This window comes from Pseudomonas sp. GW821-FHT04D07 (assembly GCF_059420225.1).
The window spans coordinates 68,520-91,030 of sequence record NZ_JBWKTH010000027.1; the positions used below are offsets into that span (position 1 = coordinate 68,520).

Annotated in this window: 22 protein-coding genes and 1 pseudogene; 18 read left to right on the top strand and 5 right to left on the bottom strand. The window is 63.9% G+C overall.

The window, feature by feature from the left end; translation table 11 throughout:
* The first annotated feature begins 107 nt into the window (after positions 1-107).
* The 7 genes from rfbB to AC07T0_RS25320 are packed head-to-tail and all read left to right on the top strand — an operon-like array spanning position 108 to position 7,200.
* Positions 108-1,190: a dTDP-glucose 4,6-dehydratase gene (gene rfbB, locus AC07T0_RS25290; RefSeq protein ID WP_495003749.1), complete on the top strand. Its 1,083-nt coding sequence runs from the start codon at positions 108-110 to the stop codon at positions 1,188-1,190.
* The gene (rfbA, locus tag AC07T0_RS25295; RefSeq protein WP_495003750.1) at positions 1,187-2,062 is read left to right on the top strand and encodes a glucose-1-phosphate thymidylyltransferase RfbA; all 876 of its coding nucleotides are present in this window, start codon (positions 1,187-1,189) and stop codon (positions 2,060-2,062) included. The genes rfbB and rfbA overlap by 4 nt, the downstream gene beginning before the upstream one ends.
* On the top strand, positions 2,059-2,604 hold the full coding sequence (rfbC, locus tag AC07T0_RS25300; RefSeq protein ID WP_495003751.1) for a dTDP-4-dehydrorhamnose 3,5-epimerase: 546 nt from the start codon (positions 2,059-2,061) through the stop codon (positions 2,602-2,604). The genes rfbA and rfbC overlap by 4 nt, the downstream gene beginning before the upstream one ends.
* The gene (gene rfbD / locus AC07T0_RS25305; RefSeq protein ID WP_495003752.1) at positions 2,601-3,485 is read left to right on the top strand and encodes a dTDP-4-dehydrorhamnose reductase; all 885 of its coding nucleotides are present in this window, start codon (positions 2,601-2,603) and stop codon (positions 3,483-3,485) included. The genes rfbC and rfbD overlap by 4 nt, the downstream gene beginning before the upstream one ends.
* A gap of 37 nt (positions 3,486-3,522) precedes the next feature.
* A complete protein-coding gene (locus AC07T0_RS25310; RefSeq protein ID WP_495003753.1) occupies positions 3,523-5,337 on the top strand; it encodes a sensor histidine kinase in 1,815 nt (604 codons plus the stop codon).
* Positions 5,334-6,722, top strand: a complete 1,389-nt coding sequence (locus AC07T0_RS25315; protein ID WP_495003754.1) for a sigma-54-dependent transcriptional regulator — start codon at positions 5,334-5,336, stop codon at positions 6,720-6,722. The genes AC07T0_RS25310 and AC07T0_RS25315 overlap by 4 nt, the downstream gene beginning before the upstream one ends.
* 22 nt (positions 6,723-6,744) lie before the next feature.
* The gene (locus AC07T0_RS25320; RefSeq protein WP_495003755.1) at positions 6,745-7,200 is read left to right on the top strand and encodes a YiiD C-terminal domain-containing protein; all 456 of its coding nucleotides are present in this window, start codon (positions 6,745-6,747) and stop codon (positions 7,198-7,200) included.
* 170 nt (positions 7,201-7,370) lie between these two features.
* On the opposite strand, the gene cysQ is transcribed toward AC07T0_RS25320, so the two are convergent.
* Together cysQ and nudE are read right to left on the bottom strand one after the other, a co-directional pair.
* A complete protein-coding gene (gene cysQ, locus AC07T0_RS25325) occupies positions 7,371-8,216 on the bottom strand; it encodes a 3'(2'),5'-bisphosphate nucleotidase CysQ (protein ID WP_495003756.1) in 846 nt (281 codons plus the stop codon).
* Positions 8,213-8,779 (bottom strand): ADP compounds hydrolase NudE, encoded by a 567-nt coding sequence (gene nudE, locus AC07T0_RS25330; protein WP_495003757.1) that lies wholly within the window; start codon positions 8,777-8,779, stop codon positions 8,213-8,215. The genes cysQ and nudE overlap by 4 nt, the downstream gene beginning before the upstream one ends.
* 90 nt (positions 8,780-8,869) lie before the next feature.
* On the opposite strand from nudE, the gene yrfG reads away from it, so the two are divergent.
* Entirely contained in the window at positions 8,870-9,535 is a 666-nt protein-coding gene (gene yrfG / locus AC07T0_RS25335; RefSeq protein ID WP_495003758.1) for a GMP/IMP nucleotidase, read from the top strand.
* Between the two features lie 163 nt (positions 9,536-9,698).
* Here the strand turns inward: yrfG and AC07T0_RS25340 are convergent, their stop codons facing one another.
* Positions 9,699-9,977 (bottom strand): LysM peptidoglycan-binding domain-containing protein, encoded by a 279-nt coding sequence (locus tag AC07T0_RS25340; protein WP_495003759.1) that lies wholly within the window; start codon positions 9,975-9,977, stop codon positions 9,699-9,701.
* Between the two features lie 136 nt (positions 9,978-10,113).
* Between AC07T0_RS25340 and AC07T0_RS25345 the strand changes: the two are divergent.
* The 9 genes and pseudogenes from AC07T0_RS25345 to AC07T0_RS25385 all read left to right on the top strand — a co-directional run.
* A pseudogene (locus tag AC07T0_RS25345) lies at positions 10,114-10,215 on the top strand (LysR family transcriptional regulator); the annotation flags it as partial.
* A gap of 122 nt (positions 10,216-10,337) precedes the next feature.
* Positions 10,338-11,177 (top strand): formate dehydrogenase accessory sulfurtransferase FdhD, encoded by an 840-nt coding sequence (gene fdhD / locus AC07T0_RS25350; RefSeq protein ID WP_495003760.1) that lies wholly within the window; start codon positions 10,338-10,340, stop codon positions 11,175-11,177.
* Positions 11,174-13,522 carry an FdhF/YdeP family oxidoreductase gene (locus AC07T0_RS25355; protein ID WP_495003761.1) on the top strand — a complete coding sequence of 783 codons (2,349 nt, stop codon included), beginning with the start codon at positions 11,174-11,176 and terminating at the stop codon, positions 13,520-13,522. The genes fdhD and AC07T0_RS25355 overlap by 4 nt, the downstream gene beginning before the upstream one ends.
* Before the next feature lie 210 nt (positions 13,523-13,732).
* Complete coding sequence (locus AC07T0_RS25360; protein WP_495003762.1) at positions 13,733-15,757, top strand: LodA/GoxA family CTQ-dependent oxidase; 2,025 nt, start codon at positions 13,733-13,735, stop codon at positions 15,755-15,757.
* Positions 15,758-16,840, top strand: coding sequence for an NAD(P)/FAD-dependent oxidoreductase (locus AC07T0_RS25365; protein ID WP_495003763.1), 1,083 nt, complete (start codon positions 15,758-15,760; stop codon positions 16,838-16,840).
* Positions 16,841-17,045: 205 nt separating this feature from the next.
* Entirely contained in the window at positions 17,046-17,507 is a 462-nt protein-coding gene (locus AC07T0_RS25370) for a hypothetical protein (protein ID WP_495003764.1), read from the top strand.
* Positions 17,508-18,067: 560 nt separating this feature from the next.
* Positions 18,068-18,385: an STAS domain-containing protein gene (locus AC07T0_RS25375; protein WP_248797993.1), complete on the top strand. Its 318-nt coding sequence runs from the start codon at positions 18,068-18,070 to the stop codon at positions 18,383-18,385.
* Between the two features lie 121 nt (positions 18,386-18,506).
* On the top strand, positions 18,507-19,313 hold the full coding sequence (locus AC07T0_RS25380; protein WP_495003765.1) for a CheR family methyltransferase: 807 nt from the start codon (positions 18,507-18,509) through the stop codon (positions 19,311-19,313).
* A 286-nt stretch (positions 19,314-19,599) separates the two neighbouring features.
* Positions 19,600-20,256, top strand: coding sequence for a response regulator (locus AC07T0_RS25385; protein ID WP_495003766.1), 657 nt, complete (start codon positions 19,600-19,602; stop codon positions 20,254-20,256).
* On the opposite strand, the gene AC07T0_RS25390 is transcribed toward AC07T0_RS25385, so the two are convergent.
* Complete coding sequence (locus AC07T0_RS25390) at positions 20,241-20,669, bottom strand: acyl-CoA thioesterase (protein WP_495003767.1); 429 nt, start codon at positions 20,667-20,669, stop codon at positions 20,241-20,243. The two genes, AC07T0_RS25385 and AC07T0_RS25390, sit on opposite strands and share 16 nt — an antisense overlap.
* A 14-nt stretch (positions 20,670-20,683) precedes the next feature.
* On the bottom strand, positions 20,684-21,628 hold the full coding sequence (bipL, locus tag AC07T0_RS25395; protein WP_495003768.1) for a phospholipase BipL: 945 nt from the start codon (positions 21,626-21,628) through the stop codon (positions 20,684-20,686).
* Positions 21,629-21,739: 111 nt separating this feature from the next.
* Between bipL and AC07T0_RS25400 the strand changes: the two genes are divergently transcribed.
* Positions 21,740-22,324 carry a DUF6436 domain-containing protein gene (locus AC07T0_RS25400; protein ID WP_495003769.1) on the top strand — a complete coding sequence of 195 codons (585 nt, stop codon included), beginning with the start codon at positions 21,740-21,742 and terminating at the stop codon, positions 22,322-22,324.
* The last annotated feature ends 187 nt before the right edge of the window (positions 22,325-22,511 follow it).

A 22,511-nucleotide genomic window follows, 5' to 3' on the forward strand; every position in this document is an offset into this window, starting at 1 on the left:
GCGCCGTGAAAACAGATACATCGCCATGGCACTTGCACCGCTGAACACCTACCCACAAGCTATGCTCCATTCAGTTTGAGTCTGCTTAAGGAAGAAGGCACACCGATATGCGTATTCTAGTCACCGGCGGCGCCGGTTTTATTGGCTCGGCCCTGATTCGGCAGCTGATCCGCCATACCGGGCACGAAGTCCTTAACCTGGATAAACTCACCTACGCTGGCAACCTGGAATCGCTGAGCAGTATCGCCACGGACAGCCGCTATGAGTTCGTCCAGGCCGATATCGTCGACCAGGCCACGGTCAGCGCGGTGCTGGCGCGTTTCGAGCCCCATGCCATCATGCACCTGGCCGCGGAATCCCACGTCGACCGCTCCATCGACGGGCCGTCGGACTTTATCCAGACCAATATCGTCGGCACCTACAGCCTGCTGGAAGCCGCCCGCGGCTACTGGTCGAAGCTGCCCGAGCCGGAAAAAAGCGCGTTCCGCTTCCACCATATTTCCACCGACGAAGTGTATGGCGACCTGCATGGCGTCGATGACCTGTTCAGCGAAACCACGCCATACGCCCCCAGCTCGCCGTATTCCGCGAGCAAGGCGGCGTCCGACCATCTGGTCCGCGCCTGGCACCGCACCTACGGCCTGCCGGTGCTGCTGACCAACTGCTCGAACAACTACGGCCCGTTCCACTTCCCGGAAAAGCTGATCCCGCTGGTGATCCTCAACGCCCTGGCCGGCAAGCCGCTGCCGGTGTACGGCGATGGCCGACAAGTACGCGACTGGCTGTTCGTCGAGGACCACGCCCGCGCCCTGTTCAAGGTGGTGACCGACGGCGTGGTGGGCGAGACCTACAACATCGGCGGCCATAACGAGCAGAAGAATATCGATGTGGTGCGCGGCATCTGCGCCCTGCTGGAAGAACTGGCGCCCGCGCGTCCGGCCGGGGTGGAAAAATTCACCGACCTGATCACCTTCGTCAAGGATCGCCCGGGACACGACCTGCGCTACGCCATCGACGCCGGCAAGATCGAGCGCGAACTGGGCTGGACCCCGGAGGAAACCTTCGAAAGCGGTCTGCGCAAGACCGTGCAATGGTATCTGGAGAACCTGGAATGGTGCCGTCGCGTCCAGGATGGCAGCTATCAAGGCGAGCGCCTCGGCGCGCTGGATCATAAGGAACTGTTGGCATGATGAAAGGTATTGTCCTCGCGGGCGGCTCGGGTACCCGGCTGCACCCGATCACTCTCGGTGTTTCCAAACAACTGCTGCCGATCTACGACAAACCGATGATCTACTACCCGATCTCGGTGCTGATGCTGGCCGGTATCCGCGAAATCCTGGTGATCTCCACCCCCCAGGACCTGCCGCAGTACCGCAATCTGCTGGGCGACGGCAGCCAGTTCGGGGTCCGCTTCAGCTACGCCGAGCAACCCTCTCCAGACGGCCTGGCCCAGGCTTTCCTGATCGGTGAAGCGTTCATCGGCGACGATCCGGTGTGCCTGATCCTGGGCGACAACATCTTCCACGGCCAGCATTTCGGCGATCAACTGAAACACGCCGCGCGACGGCCGAGCGGCGCGACCGTCTTCGGTTATTGGGTCAAGGATCCGGAACGCTTCGGTGTCATCGACTTCGACAGCGAAGGTCGTGCACTCTCCATCGAGGAAAAACCGGCCAAGCCAAAATCCGCCTATGCCGTGACCGGCTTGTATTTCTACGACAACTCAGTCATCCAGATTGCCAAGGCAGTCAAGCCTTCGCCTCGCGGCGAGCTGGAGATCACCGACGTCAACAACGCCTATCTCAAGCGCGGCGACCTGCATGTCGAACGCTTCGGACGCGGCTTTGCCTGGCTCGATACCGGAACCCACGACAGTCTGCTGGAAGCCTCGCAGTACGTGCAGACCATCGAGCACCGTCAGGGCCTGAAAGTCGCCTGCCTGGAAGAGATCGCCTACCAGAACGACTGGATCGATCGCGAGCATCTGCTGGAACGGGCCAAATACTTCGGCAAGACCGGTTATGGGCAATACCTGTTCACCGTCGCGGGGGAACAGCAATGAAGGCAACACCAACACGCCTGCCCGGCGTGCTGATCCTCGAACCCAAGGTATTTGGCGACGAGCGCGGCTTTTTCTATGAAAGCTTCAATGCCCGGGCCTTCCAGGAGGCCACGGGGCTCGACGTGCCATTCGTCCAGGACAATCACTCGCGCTCACAGCAAGGTGTCTTGCGCGGGCTGCACTACCAACTGGAAAACACCCAGGGCAAGCTGGTCCGGGTGATTGCCGGTGAAGTGCTGGATGTAGCCGTGGACATTCGCCGCAGCTCGGCGCATTTTGGCCAGTGGGTGGCGGTGCGCCTGTCCGCCGCAAACAATCGCCAACTGTGGGTGCCCGAGGGTTTCGCCCACGGTTTCGTGGTCCTCAGCGACTCCGCCGAGTTCCTCTACAAGACCACTGACTATTACACCCCCAGCGCCGAACGCTGCATTCGCTGGGACGATCCAACCCTGGCCATCGACTGGGAGTTCACTGGCGTTCCCCAGCTGTCGGCCAAGGACCTGAACGGTAAATCCCTGCACGAGGCCGACCTGTTCGAATGAGCACTTCACCCCTGAAAATCCTCATCAGCGGCCAGCACGGCCAAGTCTCCCGCGCCCTGCAACAGCGGCTCGCCGACCTGGGCGAACTGATTGTCCTGGGCCGCGGCCAGCTCGACCTGGCGCACCCGGAACAGATTCGTCAACAGGTCCGGGCCCAGCGCCCCGACCTGATCATCAACGCCGCCGCCTACACCGCCGTCGACCAGGCCGAAAGCGAAGCAGACCTGGCGTTCGCCATCAACGCCACGGCGCCGGGTATCCTCGCCCAGGAAGCCGCAGGCCTGGGCATCCCGCTGATCCACTACTCCACCGACTACGTGTTCGACGGCAGCAAGGAGACGCCCTACACCGAAGACGACCCGCCCCACCCGTTGAGCGTCTACGGCGAGAGCAAGCTGACCGGCGAACGGGCTATCGCCGCCGCCCATGGCCAGCACCTGATCCTGCGCACCAGTTGGGTCTACTCCACTCACGGGCGCAATTTCCTGCTGACCATGCAACGGTTGCTGCAGGAAAAGCCGGAGCTGCGCATCGTCGCCGACCAGATCGGCGCGCCGACCTGGGCCGGCACCATCGCCAACAGCACCCACGCGCTGATCGAGCGCTGGCAGGCCGGTCATGCCGGGGCCTGGGGCACCTATCACCTGACCGCCAGCGGCGAAACCTCCTGGTACGGTTTTGCCCAGGCCATCGGCGAGCAACTGCAGGCCCTGCACAAGCCCTGCGCGCGTCTCGAAGCCATTCCCTCCAGCGCCTACCCGACGCCCGCCCGCCGGCCGTTGAACTCGCGCCTGGATTGCAGCCGCCTGTTGCGCGAATGGCAGGTTGCCCAGCCTGACTGGCATACCGCATTACACGAGTGTCTTGCAGAGCAGGGCTGAGACATAATGCGTCGGACTCCACCGGCGCATTCTCTTCATGACCACGAGCCCCACCCTTCCCCGCAGACCCCGTTGGCGCAGCCTCGCCCTGCTGTTCCTGTGCCTGGCGCCACTGTTGTGGCCGCTGGAACACCTGGCCGAGCGCTACTACCGCAACGAACTGGTCAGCCAGAATCGCCAGACCCTTGACCTCTACGTCGCCAACCTGCTGGGCACCCTGCACCGTTATGAGGTCCTGCCGCAGATCCTCGGCGACCTGCCGGCCCTGCGTAACGCCCTGGCAGAGCCGGAGCAAAGCCTGCGGCTGAGCAATGCCAACAGCCTGCTGGAGAGCATCTGCGCCCAGACCGGGGCCGAAGTGATGTACCTGATGGACACCAGTGGCAAGACCCTGGCAGCCTCCAACTGGGACAAGCACGACAGTTTCGTCAACCGCAACTTCGCCTTCCGCCCCTACTTCACCGAAGCCATGGCCGGGCGCCTGGGGCGCTTCTTCGGCCTCGGTACCACCTCGGGCAAGCGCGGCTACTTCTTTGCCGCGGCCGTGCATGATGGGCAAAAGATCATCGGCGTGCTGGTGGTCAAGGTCGATCTGGACCGCACCGAAAGCCTCTGGGGCAGGACCCCGGAACAGTTGATGATGACCGACCACAACGGCGTGGTCATTCTCACTTCGAACGCGCAATGGCGCTTCCGTTCGACCCGCGTGCTCAGCGACCAGGAGCGCGACGCGATCACCGCCGTGCAACCCTATCCGACCCGCAATCCCCAGCCCCTGTACCTCAATCCCGACGCCTGGCTGACGCAGACGCAGCAGATCGAGGAAACCGGCTGGAACGTCAGCATCCTCGCGCCCCGGACCCTGGTCGATCGCCCGGTGCGGACCGTCGTCGCGGTCGGCGGCGCGACCCTGCTGGTGCTGATGCTGCTGCTCGGCCTGATGATGCAACGGCGCCGCCATTACCTGGAGCGGATCGCCTTCGAGGCCAAGGCCCGGCGCGAGCTGGAAATGCGCGTCGCCGAGCGGACCAGTGACCTGGAGGGCCTCAACCGGCGCCTCAAGCAGGAAGTGCTGGAGCGCGAACACGCCCAGCAGGGGCTGGTGCGCGCCCAGGATGACCTGGTCCAGGCCGGTAAGCTCTCGGCCCTGGGCACCATGTCGGCGAGCATCAGCCACGAACTCAACCAACCGCTGGCGGCGATCCGCAGCTACGCGGAAAACGCCGAAGTGCTGCTCGACCACCAACGCACCGACGACGCCCGTGGCAACCTCAAGCTGATCAGCGAACTGACCGGGCGCATGGCCTCAATCATCGCCCATCTGCGCGCCTTCGCCCGCCGCGACCGGCATGCCCCGGAAAGCGTGGCCCTGCAACCGGCCCTGGACGATGCCCTGGCCCTGCTGGCCAAACGTCGGCGCGCCATGGAAGTCGAACTGATCCGCGACCTGCCGGCGGCGACCCTGTGGGTTCAGGCCGGCGAAACCCGTTTGCGCCAGGTGCTCGGCAACCTGCTGGCGAACGCCCTCGACGCCCTGACCGAAAAAGGCCCGCCACGTAAGCTCTGGCTGAGTGCGCAATCCTCCGAACAGGGCGTCAGCCTGACGATTCGCGACAATGGCCCGGGCTTCTGCCTGGAAGCCCTGGACCGCGCCGGCGAGCCGTTCTACACCACCAAGACGCGGACCCAAGGCCTGGGCCTGGGCCTGGCGATCTGCGATTCGCTGATGCGCGCCTTCGGCGGCGAGCTGCTGTTCGCCAACCACCGTGAAGGCGGTGCCTTGATCACCCTGCGGATGCGCGCTGGCGCACCGGGGGTCAGCTTGCAACCACCCGAGGACTCGAGTGTATGAAAATCGACCACCAGATCCAGGTGGTACTGATCGACGACGATCCCCACTTGCGCCAGGCCCTGAGCCAGACCCTGGACCTGGCCGGCCTGAAGATCCTGCCGCTGGCCGAGGCCCAGGGCCTGGCCGCGCAGATCGAGCGTGACTGGCCGGGCGTGATTGTCAGCGACATCCGCATGCCGGGCATGGATGGCCTGGACCTGCTCAAGGAACTGCATGCCCAGGACCCGGAACTGCCGGTGCTGCTGATCACCGGTCACGGTGACGTGCCCCTGGCCGTGCAGGCCATGCGCGCCGGCGCCTATGACTTCCTCGAGAAACCCTTCGCCAGTGACGCGCTGCTCGACAGCGTGCGCCGGGCCCTGTCCCTGCGCCGCCTGGTGCTGGACAACCGCAGCCTGCGCCTGGCCCTGAGCGATCGCCAGGAACTCAGTGCGCGACTGGTCGGGCATTCGCCGCTGATGCGGCGCCTGCGCGAACAGATCGGCGCCCTGGCGGCAACCCGTGCCGATGTGTTGATCCTCGGTGAGACCGGTGCCGGCAAGGAAGTCGTGGCGCGGGCGCTGCACGACCTGTCGAACCGCCGCAACGGTCCCTTTGTGGCGATCAATGCCGGGGCCTTGGCCGAGTCGGTGGTGGAAAGCGAACTGTTCGGCCATGAGCCGGGGGCCTTTACCGGGGCGCAGAAACGCCGGATCGGCAAGTTCGAGTTCGCCAACGGCGGCACCCTGTTCCTCGACGAAATCGAAAGCATGAGCCTGGATGTTCAGGTCAAGCTGCTGCGGCTGTTGCAGGAGCGGGTGGTCGAACGCCTCGGTGGCAACCAGCAGATCCCGCTGGATATCCGCGTCATCGCCGCCACCAAGGAAGACCTGCGCCAGGCGGCCGACCAAGGGCGCTTCCGTGCCGACCTGTATTACCGCCTGAACGTCGCGCCGCTGCGGATTCCGCCGCTGCGCGAACGCGGTGAAGATGCCCTGATGCTGTTCCAGCACTTTGCCGACGAAGCCAGCACGCGCCATGGCCTGCCGCCCCATACCCTGCAACCGGCGCAACGCGGCCTGTTGTTGCGGCATGCCTGGCCAGGCAATGTCCGCGAGCTGCAAAATGCCGCGGAGCGCTTCGCCCTCGGCCTGGAGCTGGCTCTGGACAACAACCCCGAGCATCTCGATACGAGCATTGCCGGGCACCCGGGCAGCAGCTTGAGCGAGCAAGTGGAACACTTCGAGAAATCCCTGATCGCCGCTGAACTGGCGCGCTCCCACGGCTCGCTGCGCAGCCTGGCCGAAGCCCTGGGTATTCCGCGCAAGACCCTGCACGACAAGCTGCGCAAACACGGTTTGAGCTTCGATAGCGTCGGCAGTGCCGCCAGCGACGAACTCGAATGAATCACCGCCAAGAGGTCAGTGCATGAACCGCGACAGTCATTACCTGGAATCCGTCCTCCATCACGACATTCCGCTTACCCGTGACATGAGACTGAAGGTCCTCGACTGGCAGGCCGGGCAGTTGCGCTTGCACCTGCCGCTGGCACCCAACGTCAACCACAAGAGCACCATGTTCGGCGGCAGCCTCTATTGCGGTGCGGTGCTGGCCGGCTGGGGCTGGTTGCACCTGAGTCTGCGCGAGGCCGGCATCGTGGATGGGCATATCGTGATCCAGGAGGGGCAGATCGGTTATCCGTTGCCGGTGACCGGGGATGCCCAGGCGATCTGCGATGCGCCGCAGGAGAAGGTCTGGAAGAAATTCCTTGCGACTTACCAGCGTTATGGCCGGGCGCGGCTGACCCTTGAGACGCGGGTGGTGAATGAAGGTAGCGAGGACACGGCAGTGCACTTCAGCGGGCAGTACGTACTGCACCGCTGACAGGAAGAACGGGGCAGCCCCGTTGACCTTGCGGCGCCTGCCCCACCGCCTTCGCGGGCAAGCTCCGCTCCCACATTGGATTTTGCGTCGTACACGAAGGATCGCACGACTCAGAACCTGTGGGAGCGGAGCTTGCCCGCGAAGAGGCCCTAAAGGCCACCAAAAAATCTCTAAGGTGTTCGCAGCAAGTCCGGCAGTTGTGCGCGCCACGGCGCATTGGCCGGCAGCGCCAGGAAAAACGGATTGAGCAACGATTCGCGCGGCGGATAGCTGAAGCGCTCGCCACCCAGTTCCAACACCTCGCCACCCGCGCCTTCCAGCACACCCTGGGCCGCCGCCGTATCCCACTGCGAGGTCGGCGCCAGGCGCGGATAGAAGTCCGCCGCGCCTTCAGCCAACAGGCAGAACTTCAGCGAACTGCCAATATTCGCCAACGCCAGCTCGCCAAGGCGGCTACTCAGCCCCGCCAGCAGTTTCTCCTGCTCCGGGCTCGAATGCCGACGACTGGCGACAACGGTAAACGCTTCGCCCGCCGCCGGCACGTCACGGACCCGGATCGGCCGCGGCGCCGCGGCGGCGTCCGCACGCCAGGCGCCCAAGCCGGCGCCGCCGAAATAACAGCGGCCATTGGTCGGCATCGACACCACGCCGAACACCACCCGGCCCTGCTCGATCAAGGCAATGTTCACGGTGAATTCTTCACTACCGGAGATAAATTCCTTGGTCCCATCCAGCGGGTCCACCAGCCACCAACGCTGCCAGCCGGCGCGCACCGCCTGGGCAATATCGGCGTCCTCTTCGGACAACACCGGGATGCTCGGGTCCAGCGCCGTCAAACCATCGAGAATCAGGTGATGGGCGGCGATATCGGCGGCGGTCACCGGCGAGGCATCGGCCTTGTCCATGACCTGCACATTGGCCCGCCAGAACGGCAGGATAACCTCGCCGGCGCGGCGCGCCAGGTCGATCACCGGGGCCAGGTACGGGTGCGGCAGATTGGAAAAAAACTCACTCACGATTGAAAGACTCCACGCTGGGTCAACAGGTCTCGTACCAGATACAACGCCGCCAGGGCACGCCCCTCGCTGAACTGCGGGTTCTGCACCAGGGCGGACAATTCACGCAGGTTGACGCGCTCGACGCGCATCGGCTCCGGCTCATCGCCTTCCAGGCGCTCTTCATACAGATCAGTGGCCAGGACCACCTGGATCTTCTGGCTCATATAGCCGGGCGACAGGGACAGCTCGGTCAGGTGTTCCAGCTGCCGCGCGCCATAGCCCGCTTCTTCCTTGAGCTCACGTTCGGCCGCCGCCAGCACGTCTTCACCGGGTTCGATCAGGCCCTTGGGCAAGGACAGCTCGTACTCGTCGGTACCGCCGCAGTACTCCTCCACCAGCAAGGCCTGCTCGGCATCGATCATCGCCACGATCATCACCGCCCCATAACCGGCGCCCCGGCCGACCAGACGCTCATAGGTCCGCTCAACACCATTGGAAAAGCGCAGTTGCACTTCTTCAACACGGAACAAACGGCTACTGGCGACAATCTCGCGGGCGAGGACGGTGGGTTTCTGGCGCATGGGGCGGCTCCTGGGCGTGAACGGGTTACTATACCGTGGCTTTTCCGATTGTCTGTGTCGGATATCTTTTTACCGTTCGAGAAGTTTCCCATGCCCTCATTGCCCTGGCGCGACATCGACACCGTTCTGCTGGATATGGACGGCACCCTGCTGGACCTGCACTACGACAATCACTTCTGGATGGAGCACCTGCCCCAGCGCTATGCCGAGCTGCATGGCGTCAGCCGGGAGCTGGCCGAACAGGAACTGACGCCGTTGTTCAAGGACCATGCCGGCCAGTTGAAGTGGTACTGCCTGGACTTCTGGAGTGCCGAGCTTAAGCTGCCGGTGCGTGAGTTGAAGCTGGAGACGGCGCATCTGATCGCCCTGCGCCCGGATGCCGATACCTTTCTCGCAGCCATCCGTCAGGCCGGCAAGCGGGTCATCCTGATTACCAACGCCCACCGCGATTCCTTGTCATTGAAGCTGGAGCGGATCGAGCTGGCGCCGTATTTCGAACGGCTGATCAGTTCCCATGACTACGGCTTCGCCAAGGAAGCACCGCAGTTCTGGGATGCCTTGCAGGCCGATATCGGCTTCGACCCGGCGCGCAGCCTGTTTATCGACGACACCTTGCCGATCCTGCGCAGCGCCCGGCGTTTCGGCGTGGCGCATCTGCTGGCGGTCAGCGAACCGGACAGCCACAAGGGCCCCAAGGACACCGAGGAATTCGAAGCCGCAGATGATTACCTGACCTTGATCGAAGGCCTGGAATAACGCCGTTTTCGATAAGAAGACCGCCCACCCTTCGACTGCCGTTGCAACCTGTAGGAGCCGGCTTGCCGACGATGAGGTCCTTGATGATTGCATTGCCCTCACGGCCGTAATCGCCAGCAAGCCGGCTCCCACAACGACGGTATTTCAACCCAGCCCCAGCAGGCTAACGAGGGATTTTCAACTGCTGCCCCGGAAAGATCTTGTCCGGGTCCGGCAGGGTCGCGTGGTTGGCCTCGGCGATTTCCGGCCACCTGCCGGCATCGTGCAATTCTCGCTCGGCAATCCGGCTGAGCGTATCGCCCGGCTGCACCGTATAGGTATCGAACAGCGGCGCCGCCGAGGCGAGCGGATCCTGCACAGGCGGTGCCTGGACACTGCTGTCAGGCTGCGACTTATCGTCCGATGGATTCAATATCTTCTTCAGCGAATCAAAAAGGCTCATGGCTCTTTCTCCTTGGATGTAAACGCCAAGACGCGAAAGACCTGATCGGTGACGTCCGGCAAGGTTCCGATCCACCAATCAACAAGCATAGTCCAGGCACGTTAGAATCCACGGCTGTGCAGCCCGCAGAGCGACGATGGACATCAAACAGCTGAAATTCCTGATTGCCCTGGACGAGACCCGCCACTTCGGCCAGGGGGCGCCGCGCTCGGCATTGGCGGAAGCCTGTTTTGCCCTCTTCCAGCAATCATCGAACAAGGCTTGATCGACGCGCTCTATCGGCAGATCAGTACTAGCGATTAGACGCGACTCTTTGTCGCGCCTAATCTTGACACTGGATATTGCGCCGGTATTGCCCCCATGAAGCCCAAGGACCCGGTCTGCGTGCTGCCTGCCGTCTCGGCGGCCGCGCCCGCCGCCAGCCAGAGTTACCAGTACAGCGACCTCGAACGCAGCGAAACCGCTGAGACGGCGCTTGCCGAAGAAGTCGCCCTGGCGATTGCCTACAATGGCATCAACCAGGCAGTGATGCTGGTCACGCCCACCGACCTGGAAGACTTTATCGTCGGTTTCAGCATCGGCAGCGGCATCATTGCCGACGCCTCGGAAATCTACGACCTGAAACTCAGCGGCGACGGCTCGGCCCAGTACGCCCAGGTGGAAATCGCCAGTCGCGCATTCTGGAACCTCAAGCAGCAACGCCGGCAACTGGCTGGCACCAGCGGCTGCGGCCTGTGCGGCGTGGAAGCGCTGGAGCAGGCGCTGCCCGAGCTCGAAGTGCTGTCCGGCGCGCCCTTGCCGCCTGCCGCCTGGCTCGACGGCCTGCGCCAACGCATCAGCGCCTTCCAACCCCTCGGGCAATATTCCGGGGCGGTGCACGCCGCGTTGTTCATGAACGACCAGGGTGAACTGCTGCTGGGCCGTGAAGACATCGGCCGCCACAACGCTCTGGACAAACTGATCGGCGCGCTGATTCGGCAAAACATCCCGACCGCTGGCGGCCTGGCAATTGTTACCAGTCGCTGCAGTCTCGAATTGATCCAGAAAGTCCTGCGCGCCGGTATCCAGACCCTGGTCAGTCTGTCGTCGCCCACCGGCCTGGCCCTGCAGTGGGCACGCCGGCACAACCTCAATCTCATCCACCTGCCGCAAAAAAATGCGCCGCGGGTCTACAGCCCTGCGATGGAGAAACCCGCGTGAGCAATCATCAACAAGCCGAGCAGACCCCCACCCCACGCTACAAACCCTACAAGGGTGCGGCCGGTGGTTGGGGCGCGCTGATCAGCGTCGCTCAGGCCTGGCTGACCAGCGACAACGCGCTGAAGAACCTGCGCATGATGCTCAAGACCAACCAGAATGGCGGCTTCGATTGCCCGGGCTGCGCCTGGGGCGACTCGCCGGAAAGCGGCATGGTCAAGTTCTGTGAAAACGGCGCCAAGGCGGTCAACTGGGAAGCGACCAAACGGCGGGTGGATGCGGCGTTCTTTGCCAAGCACAGCGTCACTTCGCTGTTCGAACAGAGCGACTACTGGCTGGAATACCAGGGCCGCCTGACCGAACCGATGAGCTACGACCCGCTCACCGACCGCTACAAGCCCATCAGTTGGGAAGCCGCCTACGCCATGGTGGCCAAGCACCTGCTGAATCTGACCAGCCCCGACCAGGCCGAGTTCTACACCTCGGGCCGCGCCAGCAACGAAGCGGCGTACCTGTATCAACTGTTCGTCCGGGCCTTCGGCACCAACAACTTCCCCGATTGCTCGAACATGTGCCACGAGGCCAGCGGTGTGGCCCTGGCCCAGAGTGTCGGGGTCGGCAAGGGCACCGTGACCTTTGACGACTTCGAACACGCCGACGCGATTTTTGTCTGGGGCCAGAACCCCGGCACCAACCACCCGCGAATGCTCGAACCCCTGCGGGAAGCGGTGAAACGCGGTGGCCAGGTGATCTGTATCAACCCGCTCAAGGAGCGCGGCCTGGAACGCTTCCAGCACCCGCAGCACCCGCTGGAAATGCTCACCAACGGCGACAAGCCGACCAACACCGCCTATTTCCGCCCGGCCCTGGGCGGCGACATGGCGCTGCTGCGCGGCATGGCCAAGTTCCTGCTGCAATGGGAGCGCGATGCCCAGTCGGCGGGCGAGCCGTCGGTGTTCGACCATGACTTCCTCAACGAACACACGGTCAATGTCCTCGACTACCTGGCCGCCATCGACGACACGCCCTGGGAGCAGATCGTTACGCAATCGGGCCTGACCCTGGTGGAAATCGAGCAAGCGGCGCGGATGTACGCCAAAGGCAAGAACGTCATCATGTGCTGGGCCATGGGCATCACCCAGCATCGGCACTCGGTAGCGACCATCCAGGAAATCGCCAACCTGATGCTGCTGCGCGGTAATGTCGGCCGCCCGGGCGCCGGCCTGTGCCCGGTGCGTGGCCACAGCAACGTACAGGGCGACCGCACCATGGGCATCAACGAGTGTCCGCCAACAGCCTTCCTAGATGCCCTGGAGCGGCGCTTCCACTTCAAGGTGCCGCGCAGCAGCGGCCATAACGTGGTCGATGCCATCCATGCCATGCTGGATGGCCGGGCCAAGGTGTTTATCGGCCTGGGCGGCAACTTCGCCCAGGCGACCCCGGACAGCCCGCGGACCTTCGAAGCCCTGCGCAACTGCGACCTGACCGTGCAGATCAGCACCAAGCTCAACCGCAGCCACCTGACCCACGGCAAGGAAGCGCTGATCCTGCCATGCCTGGGCCGCACCGATATCGATATCCAGAGCGAGGGCGCCCAAGCCGTCACCGTCGAAGACTCGTTCAGCATGGTCCACGCCTCCAACGGCCAGTTGCAGCCACAGTCGAAACAGATGCGCTCGGAGCCGGCAATCATCGCCGGCATCGCCGCCGCGACCCTGGGCGCCACCCCGGTGGACTGGCACTGGCTGGTGGCCGACTACGGGCGCATTCGCGACCTGATCGCCGACACCATTCCCGGCTTCAAGGACTTCAACCAGCGTCTGGCGCACCCGGGCGGTTTCTACCTGGGCAACGCGGCTGGCACGCGTCGCTGGCACACCCCGTCGGGCCGGGCGAACTTCCGCTCGAACAGCCTGCCGGTCGACCTGATCCACGAGCGCACCCACGCCACCGGCAAGGTACCGCATCTGATCATGCAATCGATGCGCTCCCACGATCAGTACAACACCACCATCTACGGCCTCGATGACCGCTACCGTGGGGTCAAGGGCCAACGTGACGTGTTGTTCGTCAACGAAGCGGACATCATCCGCCTGGGCTTCAAGCCGGGCCAGAAGGCCGATATCGTCTCGCTCTGGGAAGACGGCCGCGAGCGCCGGGTCAAGGGCTTCACCCTGCTGGCGTTCGATATCCCCGCCGGGCAGGCCGCCGCCTACTACCCGGAAGTGAACCCGCTGGTGCCGCTGGAAAGTGTCGGCGACGACAGCCAAACCCCGACCTCCAAGTTCATCGCCATTGTCTTGGAGCAGGCCAGCGAAACCGGGCTGATCATGGCCAAGGCGAGCTGAACGACACCCCGCGAAACGTTCTATAACCAGGGCTTCGGATCGCCATCCGAACCATAGCAAAAGGCCATTCGACAAACCGCTGGCCCTTTACTAGAGTCTGCGGGCGGTGCTTCTCATCCACTCATGCGAATGCGATGTCCGGCACCCGCCCAGGGATCCTGCCCGCCGGTCGGGCAACATCCTCTTTAGCACGGATTGCGGAGAGCATTTATGTCGATCACGCCCGGTCATACCACGCATTACCACGGCGACACCCCTTCCTCCCCCAGCAAAGACAATCGCATCGTCAGCGCCGCGATCCACCCCGCCATCGGCGTGGCGCGGGTCGGCAACAGCGAATCGGAATACTTTGTCGGCCCCCTGGTCACCTCTCCGCGCCCCGAACCCCTGGGGTTCTACCGCGATGCCCAGGGTGCGCTGAAGCGCCAGGCCGCCGAGTTCCGGCTGTACGGCTACAATCTGGCCGGAGAAGTGGTCGCTGAACTAACCGCGGAAAACGCCGATATCGTCTGGTCGGCCCATGTCGCCAACAGCAAAGCGCAGTGGTACCAGTGGCAACTGGCGATGGACATTCCCGAAGCCGCCACTGTGGTGCTGCCCCTGCGCAATGCAAAAATCACCGACCCCAAGGCCCGCTCGGCCCTGACCATCGACGGCGGCCTGCAAAGCATCAGCGGGCCGAACCACAGCGGCGTCGAATTCAACGGAGACTACGAAGGGACCCCGGTCAACCTCGGCGAACTGCGCACCGATGCCCAGGGCCGACTGCTGTTCCTCGGTGGCCGCGGGATCTCGGCATCGCCCAAAGGCACACCGATCTTCAACCCGGCCGACGGCAACAGCTTCATCAACGCCGACGGCTGGTTCGATGACACCGCCGATGGCCCGGTCAGCGCCCAGGTCAGCATCGGCGGACGCTCGATCCCGGTGGAGTCGGCCTGGGTCGTCACCGCGCCGCCGAACTACGCACCGCAGGTCAAGGCCGTGCGCACGCTGTACGACCTGACCTACGACCTGTTTATCCAGGCCGGCTGGCTGACACCGAATACCTCAGTGTCGTTCCGCCATGACGTCTACCCGATCCTGCAACGGCTGTCGGGCCTGCAATGGGTCAACCAGGGTTTCGCCACCCAGTTCGGTCACAACGGCCGCTACAACTTCGAGGACCCGGTCTTTATCGCCCAACTGGCGAGCAAGCCGGCGCCGGGCAACTATGACCTGTTCGCCGAAACCCGCCGGCAGATTCTCAACAGCTTCCGCCTGCCCGATCCGACCGATGGCAATGTGTTGCCCTGGCCGTGGATCTACGGCGATGCCATGAGCTCGGTGCCTAACCCGAGCCCACGGCAGAATTCGGCGATTACCCAGACCCAGTACCTGACCCTCAGCAGTTGGGCGGCCGGCACCTTTGAATCCGACTGGACCAGCGAGCCGCTGCCAGGTCACCTCGACTCGGTCCCCATGGCCGAGCAGCCGGCAATGCTCGACCGCGCGGCCTTGGACTTCTGCCTGGCCGATGCCTTCCACCCTGGCTGCGAACTGACCTGGCCGATGCGCCACCTGCCGCTGTACGCCAAGCCCTGGCGTATTCGCCAACGTCCGGCGAACAGCTCGCAACCCGACTACGGACCGACCCTGGACCAGCCCCAGGCGCTGGCCGTCGGCGGGCCACTGTACGGACAAGCGCCCGGCGACCTGAGCCGCTGGATGGGTCTGCCCTGGCAGGCCGACACGGCGTATTGCCGCGGCGGCTACGACCAGGCTTACAACCCGTTCACTTCGACCTTCTGGCCGGCCCGCGTACCCAATCAAGTCCTCAGCGATGCCGATTACGAGCTGGTCATCGACCCCTCGGTGGCGCCGGAGCAACGTCGCGATGCCTTTGCCGAGCGCAGCAACTGGAACGCACCGCTGGACATCAACTATCCGAAAAAGACCCCGACCGCCGTGCAGATGCAGACCATGGTCGATATCTTCGGCTCCATGGGCCTGCTGGAAGTGCGCCAGGGTGTACCCGGCAACCCGCAGTACCCGGACAGCATGATGGTCGCCAGCTATGGCCCGGCCATTCCCCAGGCTCAAACCTTTGCCAGTCCACAGTTGGCCGCTGATTTTGCCGCGGCGGGCAGTCCGCCGAGCGCGGGCCCACGCCCACCCAAAGGCGCCAACTTCAGCAGCCCGGAAGAAGCGTTGCAGGCACCTCACGCCGTCAAACCCGGAAACCGTCCGGTCTAGATGGAGTCCTACGACGTCGCCATCATCGGTGGCGGCCCGGCCGGCTCGGCGACCGCCATTACCCTGGGTCGCCTGGGCTGGCGAGTGCTGCTGGCCGACTCGGCGCCCGTCGGACGCTTTCGGGTGGGCGAAGGTTTTCCGCCTTCGGCACGCTCGCTGCTCAGTGACCTGGGGGTGCTCGACGGCTTTCTCGGCGCCGGGCATCGCACCAGCTACGGCAATGTCTCCGTGTGGGGCTCGAACGAGCCGCAGACAGACGACTTCATTTTTCACACCCACGGCCAGGGCTATCAACTGGACCGTGCCGCTTTCGACAGCCAACTGCGCACGGCGGCGCGACAGGTCGGGGTCTCGGTTCACGCCTCCACGCGATTGAGCCAGACGGCCGCTGAAGACGGTTTCCACCTGTTACTGTCCCGCGACGGCCACGAACAGCTGGCCCACAGCCGCTGGCTGATCGACGCTGGCGGCCGCCCGGCCGTGTTTGCACGCCAGCAGGGTGCGCAGCGCCTGACGGATGATCGGCTGGTGGCGTTCTACCTGTTGCTGCACAGCCCACAAGGCACCGACCAGGACGGTCGAACCCTGGTCGAGGCGGTCGAGCACGGCTGGTGGTACAGCGTGCTGCTGCCGTCGGGGGAACGCTTGGTGTCCTACCTCAGCGATCTCGACCTGCTGGATCGCCAACAACTGCTGAACAGCGAAGGTCTCTGGCGGCAGCTGGCGCAGACGCGCCTGCTGTGGGGATTGTGCCAAGCGCACGGCTACCGCCCCGGCACCTCGGTCCATGGCATGGACGCCAGCAGCGGGCGGCTTTCGCTGTTCCATGGCGCACGCTGGACGGCTGTCGGCGATGCGGCCCTGTCCTTCGATCCGCTGTCCTCGCAAGGCATCGCCACCGCCCTTTACTGCGGCCAACACTGTGCCCAGGCGGTACATGCCGCGCTACAAGGCGACGTGCAGGCATTACCAGGCTATGCCGATCTGCTGGCACGGATCTATGCCGCTTACCTGGACAACCGGCAGCAGTTCTATGGGATGGAAAAACGCTGGGGGGAATCGATTTTCTGGAGCCGCCGCTAGGCCCGGAAAAACGCTTTCAGCAGCGCGGGTGCGCAAAACAGCTGGGTTCAAGCGACGTACGACCGTCTTAAATCAACTAAGTTCCCCAATAAAAACAGCAAGTTATGATTTTGTATACAACCCGTGTTATTCGTCGGATTTCCATTGTAACTATTCGTACATAAGCCTCAGGATCGCGCCGTCATCCCTTGGAGGCTCTTCTCACATGAAGTTCTCGTCGATTCTTTTGTTGTCTCTGAGCCTGGCCAGTGGCTTCGCCTCAGCCGGTGGTACCGCCGAAGCCGGTATCGGTGGAGCATTGGGCGGGGTACTCGGTTCGGCCGTCGGTCAGTCGCTGGGCGGCAACACCGGCTCGACCATCGGTGCCGCCCTCGGCGGCGCAGGCGGCAGCGCGGTCGGCGCGAATAGACACAGCCGTGGCGAAGCCGCCATCGGTGGCGCCCTGGGCGCAGCCGGCGGCAACGTCGTCGGGCGCAACATGGGCGGTACCAACGGTGCCCTGCTCGGCGCGGCGGCTGGCGGTGGCGCGGGCGGCGCGCTGGGCAACTACATGGGTAACTCCAGTGATGGCGGCGGCCGCCATTACCGTGGCGACCGCCGGGAATATCGCGAACATCGCGGCCACGGTTATGGCCATCACAAGCATCGTCGGCATTGGGAAGACTGACCGTACGTCGCAAGGGACGACGGCGTTGTAAGGAAGTCACCTAAGCCGTCGTTCGAAACGAGTTACAAAGCATTACATCTTTTCTGTTACCTGACCTTAAGCCTAATTCCTAGACGCCGCCAATTAGAGCCCTTGTACCACTCCCCCAGCAGGCAGCGTAATTGTTGAATGAGGGTTCAAATACCTAGCGGGGCAGTCAATTTCAAAACCCGTGTACACCCCCAAAAAACGGGCCTGCTACCCTTCGGATTAAGGGTTATCCCGATATTGATATCAATATGCTACCGATATGATCCGCCGACCTTGAGCTATGCAATGGAAGCAGGAGATGCGGATCTATCTTGGAGTCGGGTCAGGTATCGGGTTAAGTACTGCCGGGTTGTTCTTCAATCAGTCCCTTCTCACTGAAGCAGGTCTGGTCATTGTCACGGTGGCCCCCCTCGCCCCGCGTGCCACACAGCGTTCGATCGTTGCACCAGTCCCGCCCCTTGCGCCAGTGCCCGATAGCAACGAGAGCGACCTCGCGCACCGGCTCGAACTGCTGTTGGGATGACCACGCCATGTTCTCGCTGACACCCGCCAAGGACGATACCCTCGCGCAACTGCACGTGACCGGCGACTTGACCCTGTATGAGGTCAGCAGGGCACGCGACCAACTGCTCAGCCTACTACCGCTGCCGGCGGGCCCCTGGCAACTGGACCTGGGCGACCTGAACCAACTGGACAGCGCCGGTGCGCAACTGCTCCTGGCGATCCAACGGGCGCTGTCGTCCATCGACCAGCCGACCACCGTGTCGCGGGTCTCGCCCAGGGTGCATGAACTGCTGTCCCTGCTGAACCTGGAATCGCTGTACCCCGCCGCCCCGAACGAGGACTGATCGATGCTCAGTGGCGAACAATGGAATCTGCTCCTGCCGGGCTTTCTCAGTGTGCTGGGCGCCAACGAAGCGCACCAGGCGCCGTTGCCCGCCACGCTGTTCGAATCCCAGGGCCGCTGAGATGTCCAGCGAGCTCACACAGCCCCCCCTCAACGACAGCGAATTCCGCCGCTTGCAAAAGCTTATGGCCGACGCCTCGGGTATCGTCCTGGCGCCGAACAAAAAGCCGCTGGTGGCCGGGCGCCTGATGACGCGCCTGCGCCATTACCGGCTCGACAGCTACGCCGACTACCTGCACCTGCTCGACCAGCAGATGAACCTCAAGGAGCAGCGGCTGGTGGTGGATCTGCTGACCACCCAAGAAACCTATTTCTTCCGTGAGCATCCGCACTTCGACTATCTCGGCGAGTGGCTGGCCGGTCGGAAAGGTCCGCTGAAACTCTGGAGCGCGGCCTGTTCTTCCGGCGAAGAACCCTACAGCCTGGCCATGGTCGCCCAGGAGCATATGCGCAGCGGCGATTGGTCGGTCCTCGCCAGCGACCTAAGCCTGTGCATGCTGGAGAAGGCCCGCGACGCTAGCTACGACATGGCCCAGGCCAAGTACTTTCCCCAAGGCTGGCTACACCGCCATTGCCTCAGCGGCGAGATGAACGCGCGCTTCCAGGTCCAGGCCGCGCTGCGCGAACGGGTCAGCCTACGGGAGATCAACCTCGTCCAGCCGCTGCCCGATGACCTGGGGTTGTTCGACGTGATCTTCCTGCGCAATGTCCTGATTTATTTCAACAACGACGAAAAACGGCGCACCGTGCAACGCCTGGTCAATCAATTGCGTCCCGGCGGGCTGCTGTTCATCGGTCATGCGGAAAGCATCCATGGCTTCGACCTGCCCGTGCGGCTGCTCAACCCCGCGGTCTACGAACGCCTATGAAGCCGCCGCTATGTCTGCGCCCCAGCGACGACTTCTTCGCTCGGCACAAAGGCCGTGTGACCATCCGGCTCGGCAGTTATCACCTGACGGCCTGGAGATTGTCGTTGTTCAACACATGCTGGAAAGGTACTCGACGGCCCGCCGGTCAACCGGCACAAGCCTTCGGTGGACGTGTTGTGGCGTTCAGTGGCCAGACACAAGGCATCCGGCCCTTGAACCCGACATAAACCATCGCAGCCCGCCCAGGCGGCTGCGCCCTTCCCTTTGCGTCATTGGGCTTGAGCTTATGCTTTGTCGAATACTGCTTGCCGACGATTACCCGCTGTTTCGCGCGGGTATGAAGGCACTGCTGGAAAAACAACAAGAGTACGAAATTGTCGGCGAAGCGGGCGATGGCCAGGCGGCGATCGAACTGGCCTCGCGGCTCAAGCCGGACATCGTGTTGTTGGACATGTCCATGGAGCGAATGAACAGCGTGGCGGCGCTCAAGGAGCTGTCGCTGCGCGCGCCACGCAGCAAGGTGCTGATGCTGTCGATGCACACCGACAGCCACTTCGTGATGAAGTGCCTGCAACTGGGGGCCCACGGCTATCTGCTGAAAAACGCCACGGTGCTGGAGCTGGAGCTGGCGCTCAAGGCCTTGCGCCACGGCGGCCAGTACCTGTCCTCGGCCGTGGTGCCGCTGGTGGTCGACCAGGCCGTACGCCAGGCCCATAGCCAGCCGATCCGCGCCAACCAGGTCGCGCTGACGGCGCGGCAACTGGAAATCCTCAGGCTGATCGCCCGGGGCGAGACCACCCGCTCCATCGCGGTCGGGCTCGGCCTGAGCGTCAAGACCGTGGAGGCGCACCGCTCGCAGATCATGCACCGGCTGCGGATTCACGATATTGCCGGGCTGGTGCTGTTCGCGGTGCGCGAAGGGATCATTCAGCTCAACGACTGAAGCGCCTCGCGCAAGGCCGCGGGGATGCTCACCGGCTGGTTCGTCGCGCGTTCGACGAACACGTGGACAAAGCGCCCGGCCGCGCTGGCATCATCCTCACCGGCCTTGAACACCGCCAGTTCGTATTGCACCGAACTGTTGCCCAGCTTGCCGACCCGCAGGCCGATTTCGATGCGCTCGGGGAAGGCGATCGAGGCGAAATAGTCGCAGGCCGAACTGACCACGAAACCAACGACTTCGCCGTCATGGATATCCAGGCCACCCTGTTCGATCAGGTAGGTGTTCACCGCCGTGTCGAAAAAACTGTAGTAGGTGACATTGTTCACATGGCCGTAGACATCGTTGTCGTGCCAGCGCGTGATGATCGGCTGGAAGTGGCGGTAGTCGGCGCGTTGCGGCAGGCGGTCGGTCATGGCGGGCTCTTGGGTCATGGCTGCAGGTGCTCGCTGAGAAAGCGCAAGTAGTGTTCGCGATAGGCCGGGATTTCATTGGCCAGGTGGTGCCGGGCATCGGGCAGCATCAACACCTCGGGGCGGTCGAACTTGCCTCGCAGCACCGTGAGGTTATGCCGCCAGTCGACGGTCATGTCGGCCTCGCCTTGCACGATCAGTGGTCGGCGCGGGCTTTTCGCCGCGGACTCGATACCGGGGATCCAGCGGGCCAGGGCACCAACCCAGGCGGTCGGCAGGCGCTGCGGTTGCAAGGGATCGGCCTGGAGGAACGGCATGAACGCCGGGTCGTTGGTGTTCTCGCTGAAACGTCGGGCAATGCCTTTGACGAAAGGCTTGAGCAGGTAATAACTGAACTTCGACCAGCCCCAGGCCCGTGGCCGTATCAGCGGCGAGAGCAGGATCACCTGGCCCTGGGCCGGGCTGCCGCTGCCGTGTTTGAGCAGGTGGTCGATGATAATCGCACCGCCAGTGCTCTGGCCGAACAGGTGCCAGGGTTGCGGCAGGTCGAGGGCGCGAGCCTCGCTGAACAGGTCTTGCAAGGCCTGCTGATACCGGGCGAAGTCGTCGATGCTGGCCCGTTCGCCGCTGGACAGGCCGTGACCCGGCAAGTCGCAGGCAAGCACCGCGAAGCCCTGGTCCAGCGCCCAGTCCACAACATGGCGGAACAGGCCCATGTGATCGTAGAAACCGTGGAACAGGAACATCGTCGCCACGGGTTTGGCCGGCAGCCAGAGCTGACTCACCAGCTCGAAAGCGCCGCTGCTGAAGCGGCCCAAGCGACTGACGACAGGTGGACTGCGCTGGGGCAGGTCGAGGCCATAGAAGCGCTGATAGGCCCGTGCCTCTTCCGACAACGGCTGCGCCGCGGCCAAGGGTCGCAGGCTGGAACGCAGGGAATCGGCGGCAAAGGTGGCGGACATAGGCTTTCCAGGTAAAAGGCACGGCAACGCCAACGGCGTTTTACAGACCTGCGATATTCATCTGTCAGGGCAGGCATGGCAAGCTACGCGACCTTCGAGGACCGAATCACCATGCCCCAGATGCGTCACAAGACATTATTCGCCGGCCTGCTCGCCGTGGTTTGCGCGACGGCGCTAGGGTTCGCCTATGACTGGTTCCAGGGCCGTTATATCCGCGCCTTCAGCGAGCAGACCGCGCTGTTCGCCGGCGACAGCCTGAGCCTGCCAGCGGAACTGGCCGGGCCGGGACCGATCCGCCTGGTGCACTTCTGGGACCCGGCCTGCCCCTGCAATGTCGGCAACCAACAGCACCTGGGGGAGTTGATCGAGCGGTTCGCGCCGCTGGGCGTACAGTTCTACTCGGTGCAAAAGCCCGGGACTCACGGCCAGTTGCCGGCCACCTTGAGTGCGATCAAGGCGCTGCCTGGCTTGCCAGGGGCCGAGCAGCTGACGGTCAGCCCGGCGGTGGCGATCTGGGACCGCGCCGGCAAGCTGGCTTACTTTGGCCCCTATAGCCAGGGCGCCACCTGCAATTCCAGCAACAGCTTTATCGAACCGATCCTTCAAGCGTTGAGTGACGGGCGCGCGGTGAATGCCACCCACAACATGGCGGTGGGCTGTTATTGCCCGTGGCCGCCGCCCGAACACGATCGGTAGGAACCGGCTTACTGGCGATGAGGCCCTTGCGCCTTGCACCGTCTGTGGGAGCGGGGGGGGGGGGGGGGGGGGGGGGGGGGGGGGGGGGGGGGGGGGGGGGGGGGGGGGGAGGGGGAGGGGGGGGGGGGGGGGGGGGGGGGGGGGGGGGGGGGGGGGGGGGGGGGGGGGGGGGGGGGGGGGGGGGGGG

Excerpts from the sequence above, each read along its gene's own strand:
- AC07T0_RS25320 (WP_495003755.1), top strand. The coding sequence starts at position 6,745 with ATGAACCGCGACAGTCATTACCTGGAATCCGTCCTCCATCACGACATT.
- AC07T0_RS25365 (WP_495003763.1), top strand. The coding sequence starts at position 15,758 with ATGGAGTCCTACGACGTCGCCATCATCGGTGGCGGCCCGGCCGGCTCG.
- yrfG (WP_495003758.1), top strand. The coding sequence starts at position 8,870 with ATGCCCTCATTGCCCTGGCGCGACATCGACACCGTTCTGCTGGATATG.
- bipL (WP_495003768.1), bottom strand. The coding sequence starts at position 21,628 with ATGTCCGCCACCTTTGCCGCCGATTCCCTGCGTTCCAGCCTGCGACCC.
- rfbA (WP_495003750.1), top strand. The coding sequence starts at position 1,187 with ATGATGAAAGGTATTGTCCTCGCGGGCGGCTCGGGTACCCGGCTGCAC.
- AC07T0_RS25375 (WP_248797993.1), top strand. The coding sequence starts at position 18,068 with ATGTTCTCGCTGACACCCGCCAAGGACGATACCCTCGCGCAACTGCAC.
- AC07T0_RS25360 (WP_495003762.1), top strand. The coding sequence starts at position 13,733 with ATGTCGATCACGCCCGGTCATACCACGCATTACCACGGCGACACCCCT.
- AC07T0_RS25380 (WP_495003765.1), top strand. The coding sequence starts at position 18,507 with ATGTCCAGCGAGCTCACACAGCCCCCCCTCAACGACAGCGAATTCCGC.
- AC07T0_RS25310 (WP_495003753.1), top strand. The coding sequence starts at position 3,523 with ATGACCACGAGCCCCACCCTTCCCCGCAGACCCCGTTGGCGCAGCCTC.
- AC07T0_RS25340 (WP_495003759.1), bottom strand. The coding sequence starts at position 9,977 with ATGAGCCTTTTTGATTCGCTGAAGAAGATATTGAATCCATCGGACGAT.
- AC07T0_RS25390 (WP_495003767.1), bottom strand. The coding sequence starts at position 20,669 with ATGACCGACCGCCTGCCGCAACGCGCCGACTACCGCCACTTCCAGCCG.
- AC07T0_RS25400 (WP_495003769.1), top strand. The coding sequence starts at position 21,740 with ATGCCCCAGATGCGTCACAAGACATTATTCGCCGGCCTGCTCGCCGTG.
- AC07T0_RS25385 (WP_495003766.1), top strand. The coding sequence starts at position 19,600 with ATGCTTTGTCGAATACTGCTTGCCGACGATTACCCGCTGTTTCGCGCG.
- fdhD (WP_495003760.1), top strand. The coding sequence starts at position 10,338 with ATGAAGCCCAAGGACCCGGTCTGCGTGCTGCCTGCCGTCTCGGCGGCC.
- rfbD (WP_495003752.1), top strand. The coding sequence starts at position 2,601 with ATGAGCACTTCACCCCTGAAAATCCTCATCAGCGGCCAGCACGGCCAA.
- rfbB (WP_495003749.1), top strand. The coding sequence starts at position 108 with ATGCGTATTCTAGTCACCGGCGGCGCCGGTTTTATTGGCTCGGCCCTG.
- AC07T0_RS25315 (WP_495003754.1), top strand. The coding sequence starts at position 5,334 with ATGAAAATCGACCACCAGATCCAGGTGGTACTGATCGACGACGATCCC.
- AC07T0_RS25370 (WP_495003764.1), top strand. The coding sequence starts at position 17,046 with ATGAAGTTCTCGTCGATTCTTTTGTTGTCTCTGAGCCTGGCCAGTGGC.
- nudE (WP_495003757.1), bottom strand. The coding sequence starts at position 8,779 with ATGCGCCAGAAACCCACCGTCCTCGCCCGCGAGATTGTCGCCAGTAGC.
- rfbC (WP_495003751.1), top strand. The coding sequence starts at position 2,059 with ATGAAGGCAACACCAACACGCCTGCCCGGCGTGCTGATCCTCGAACCC.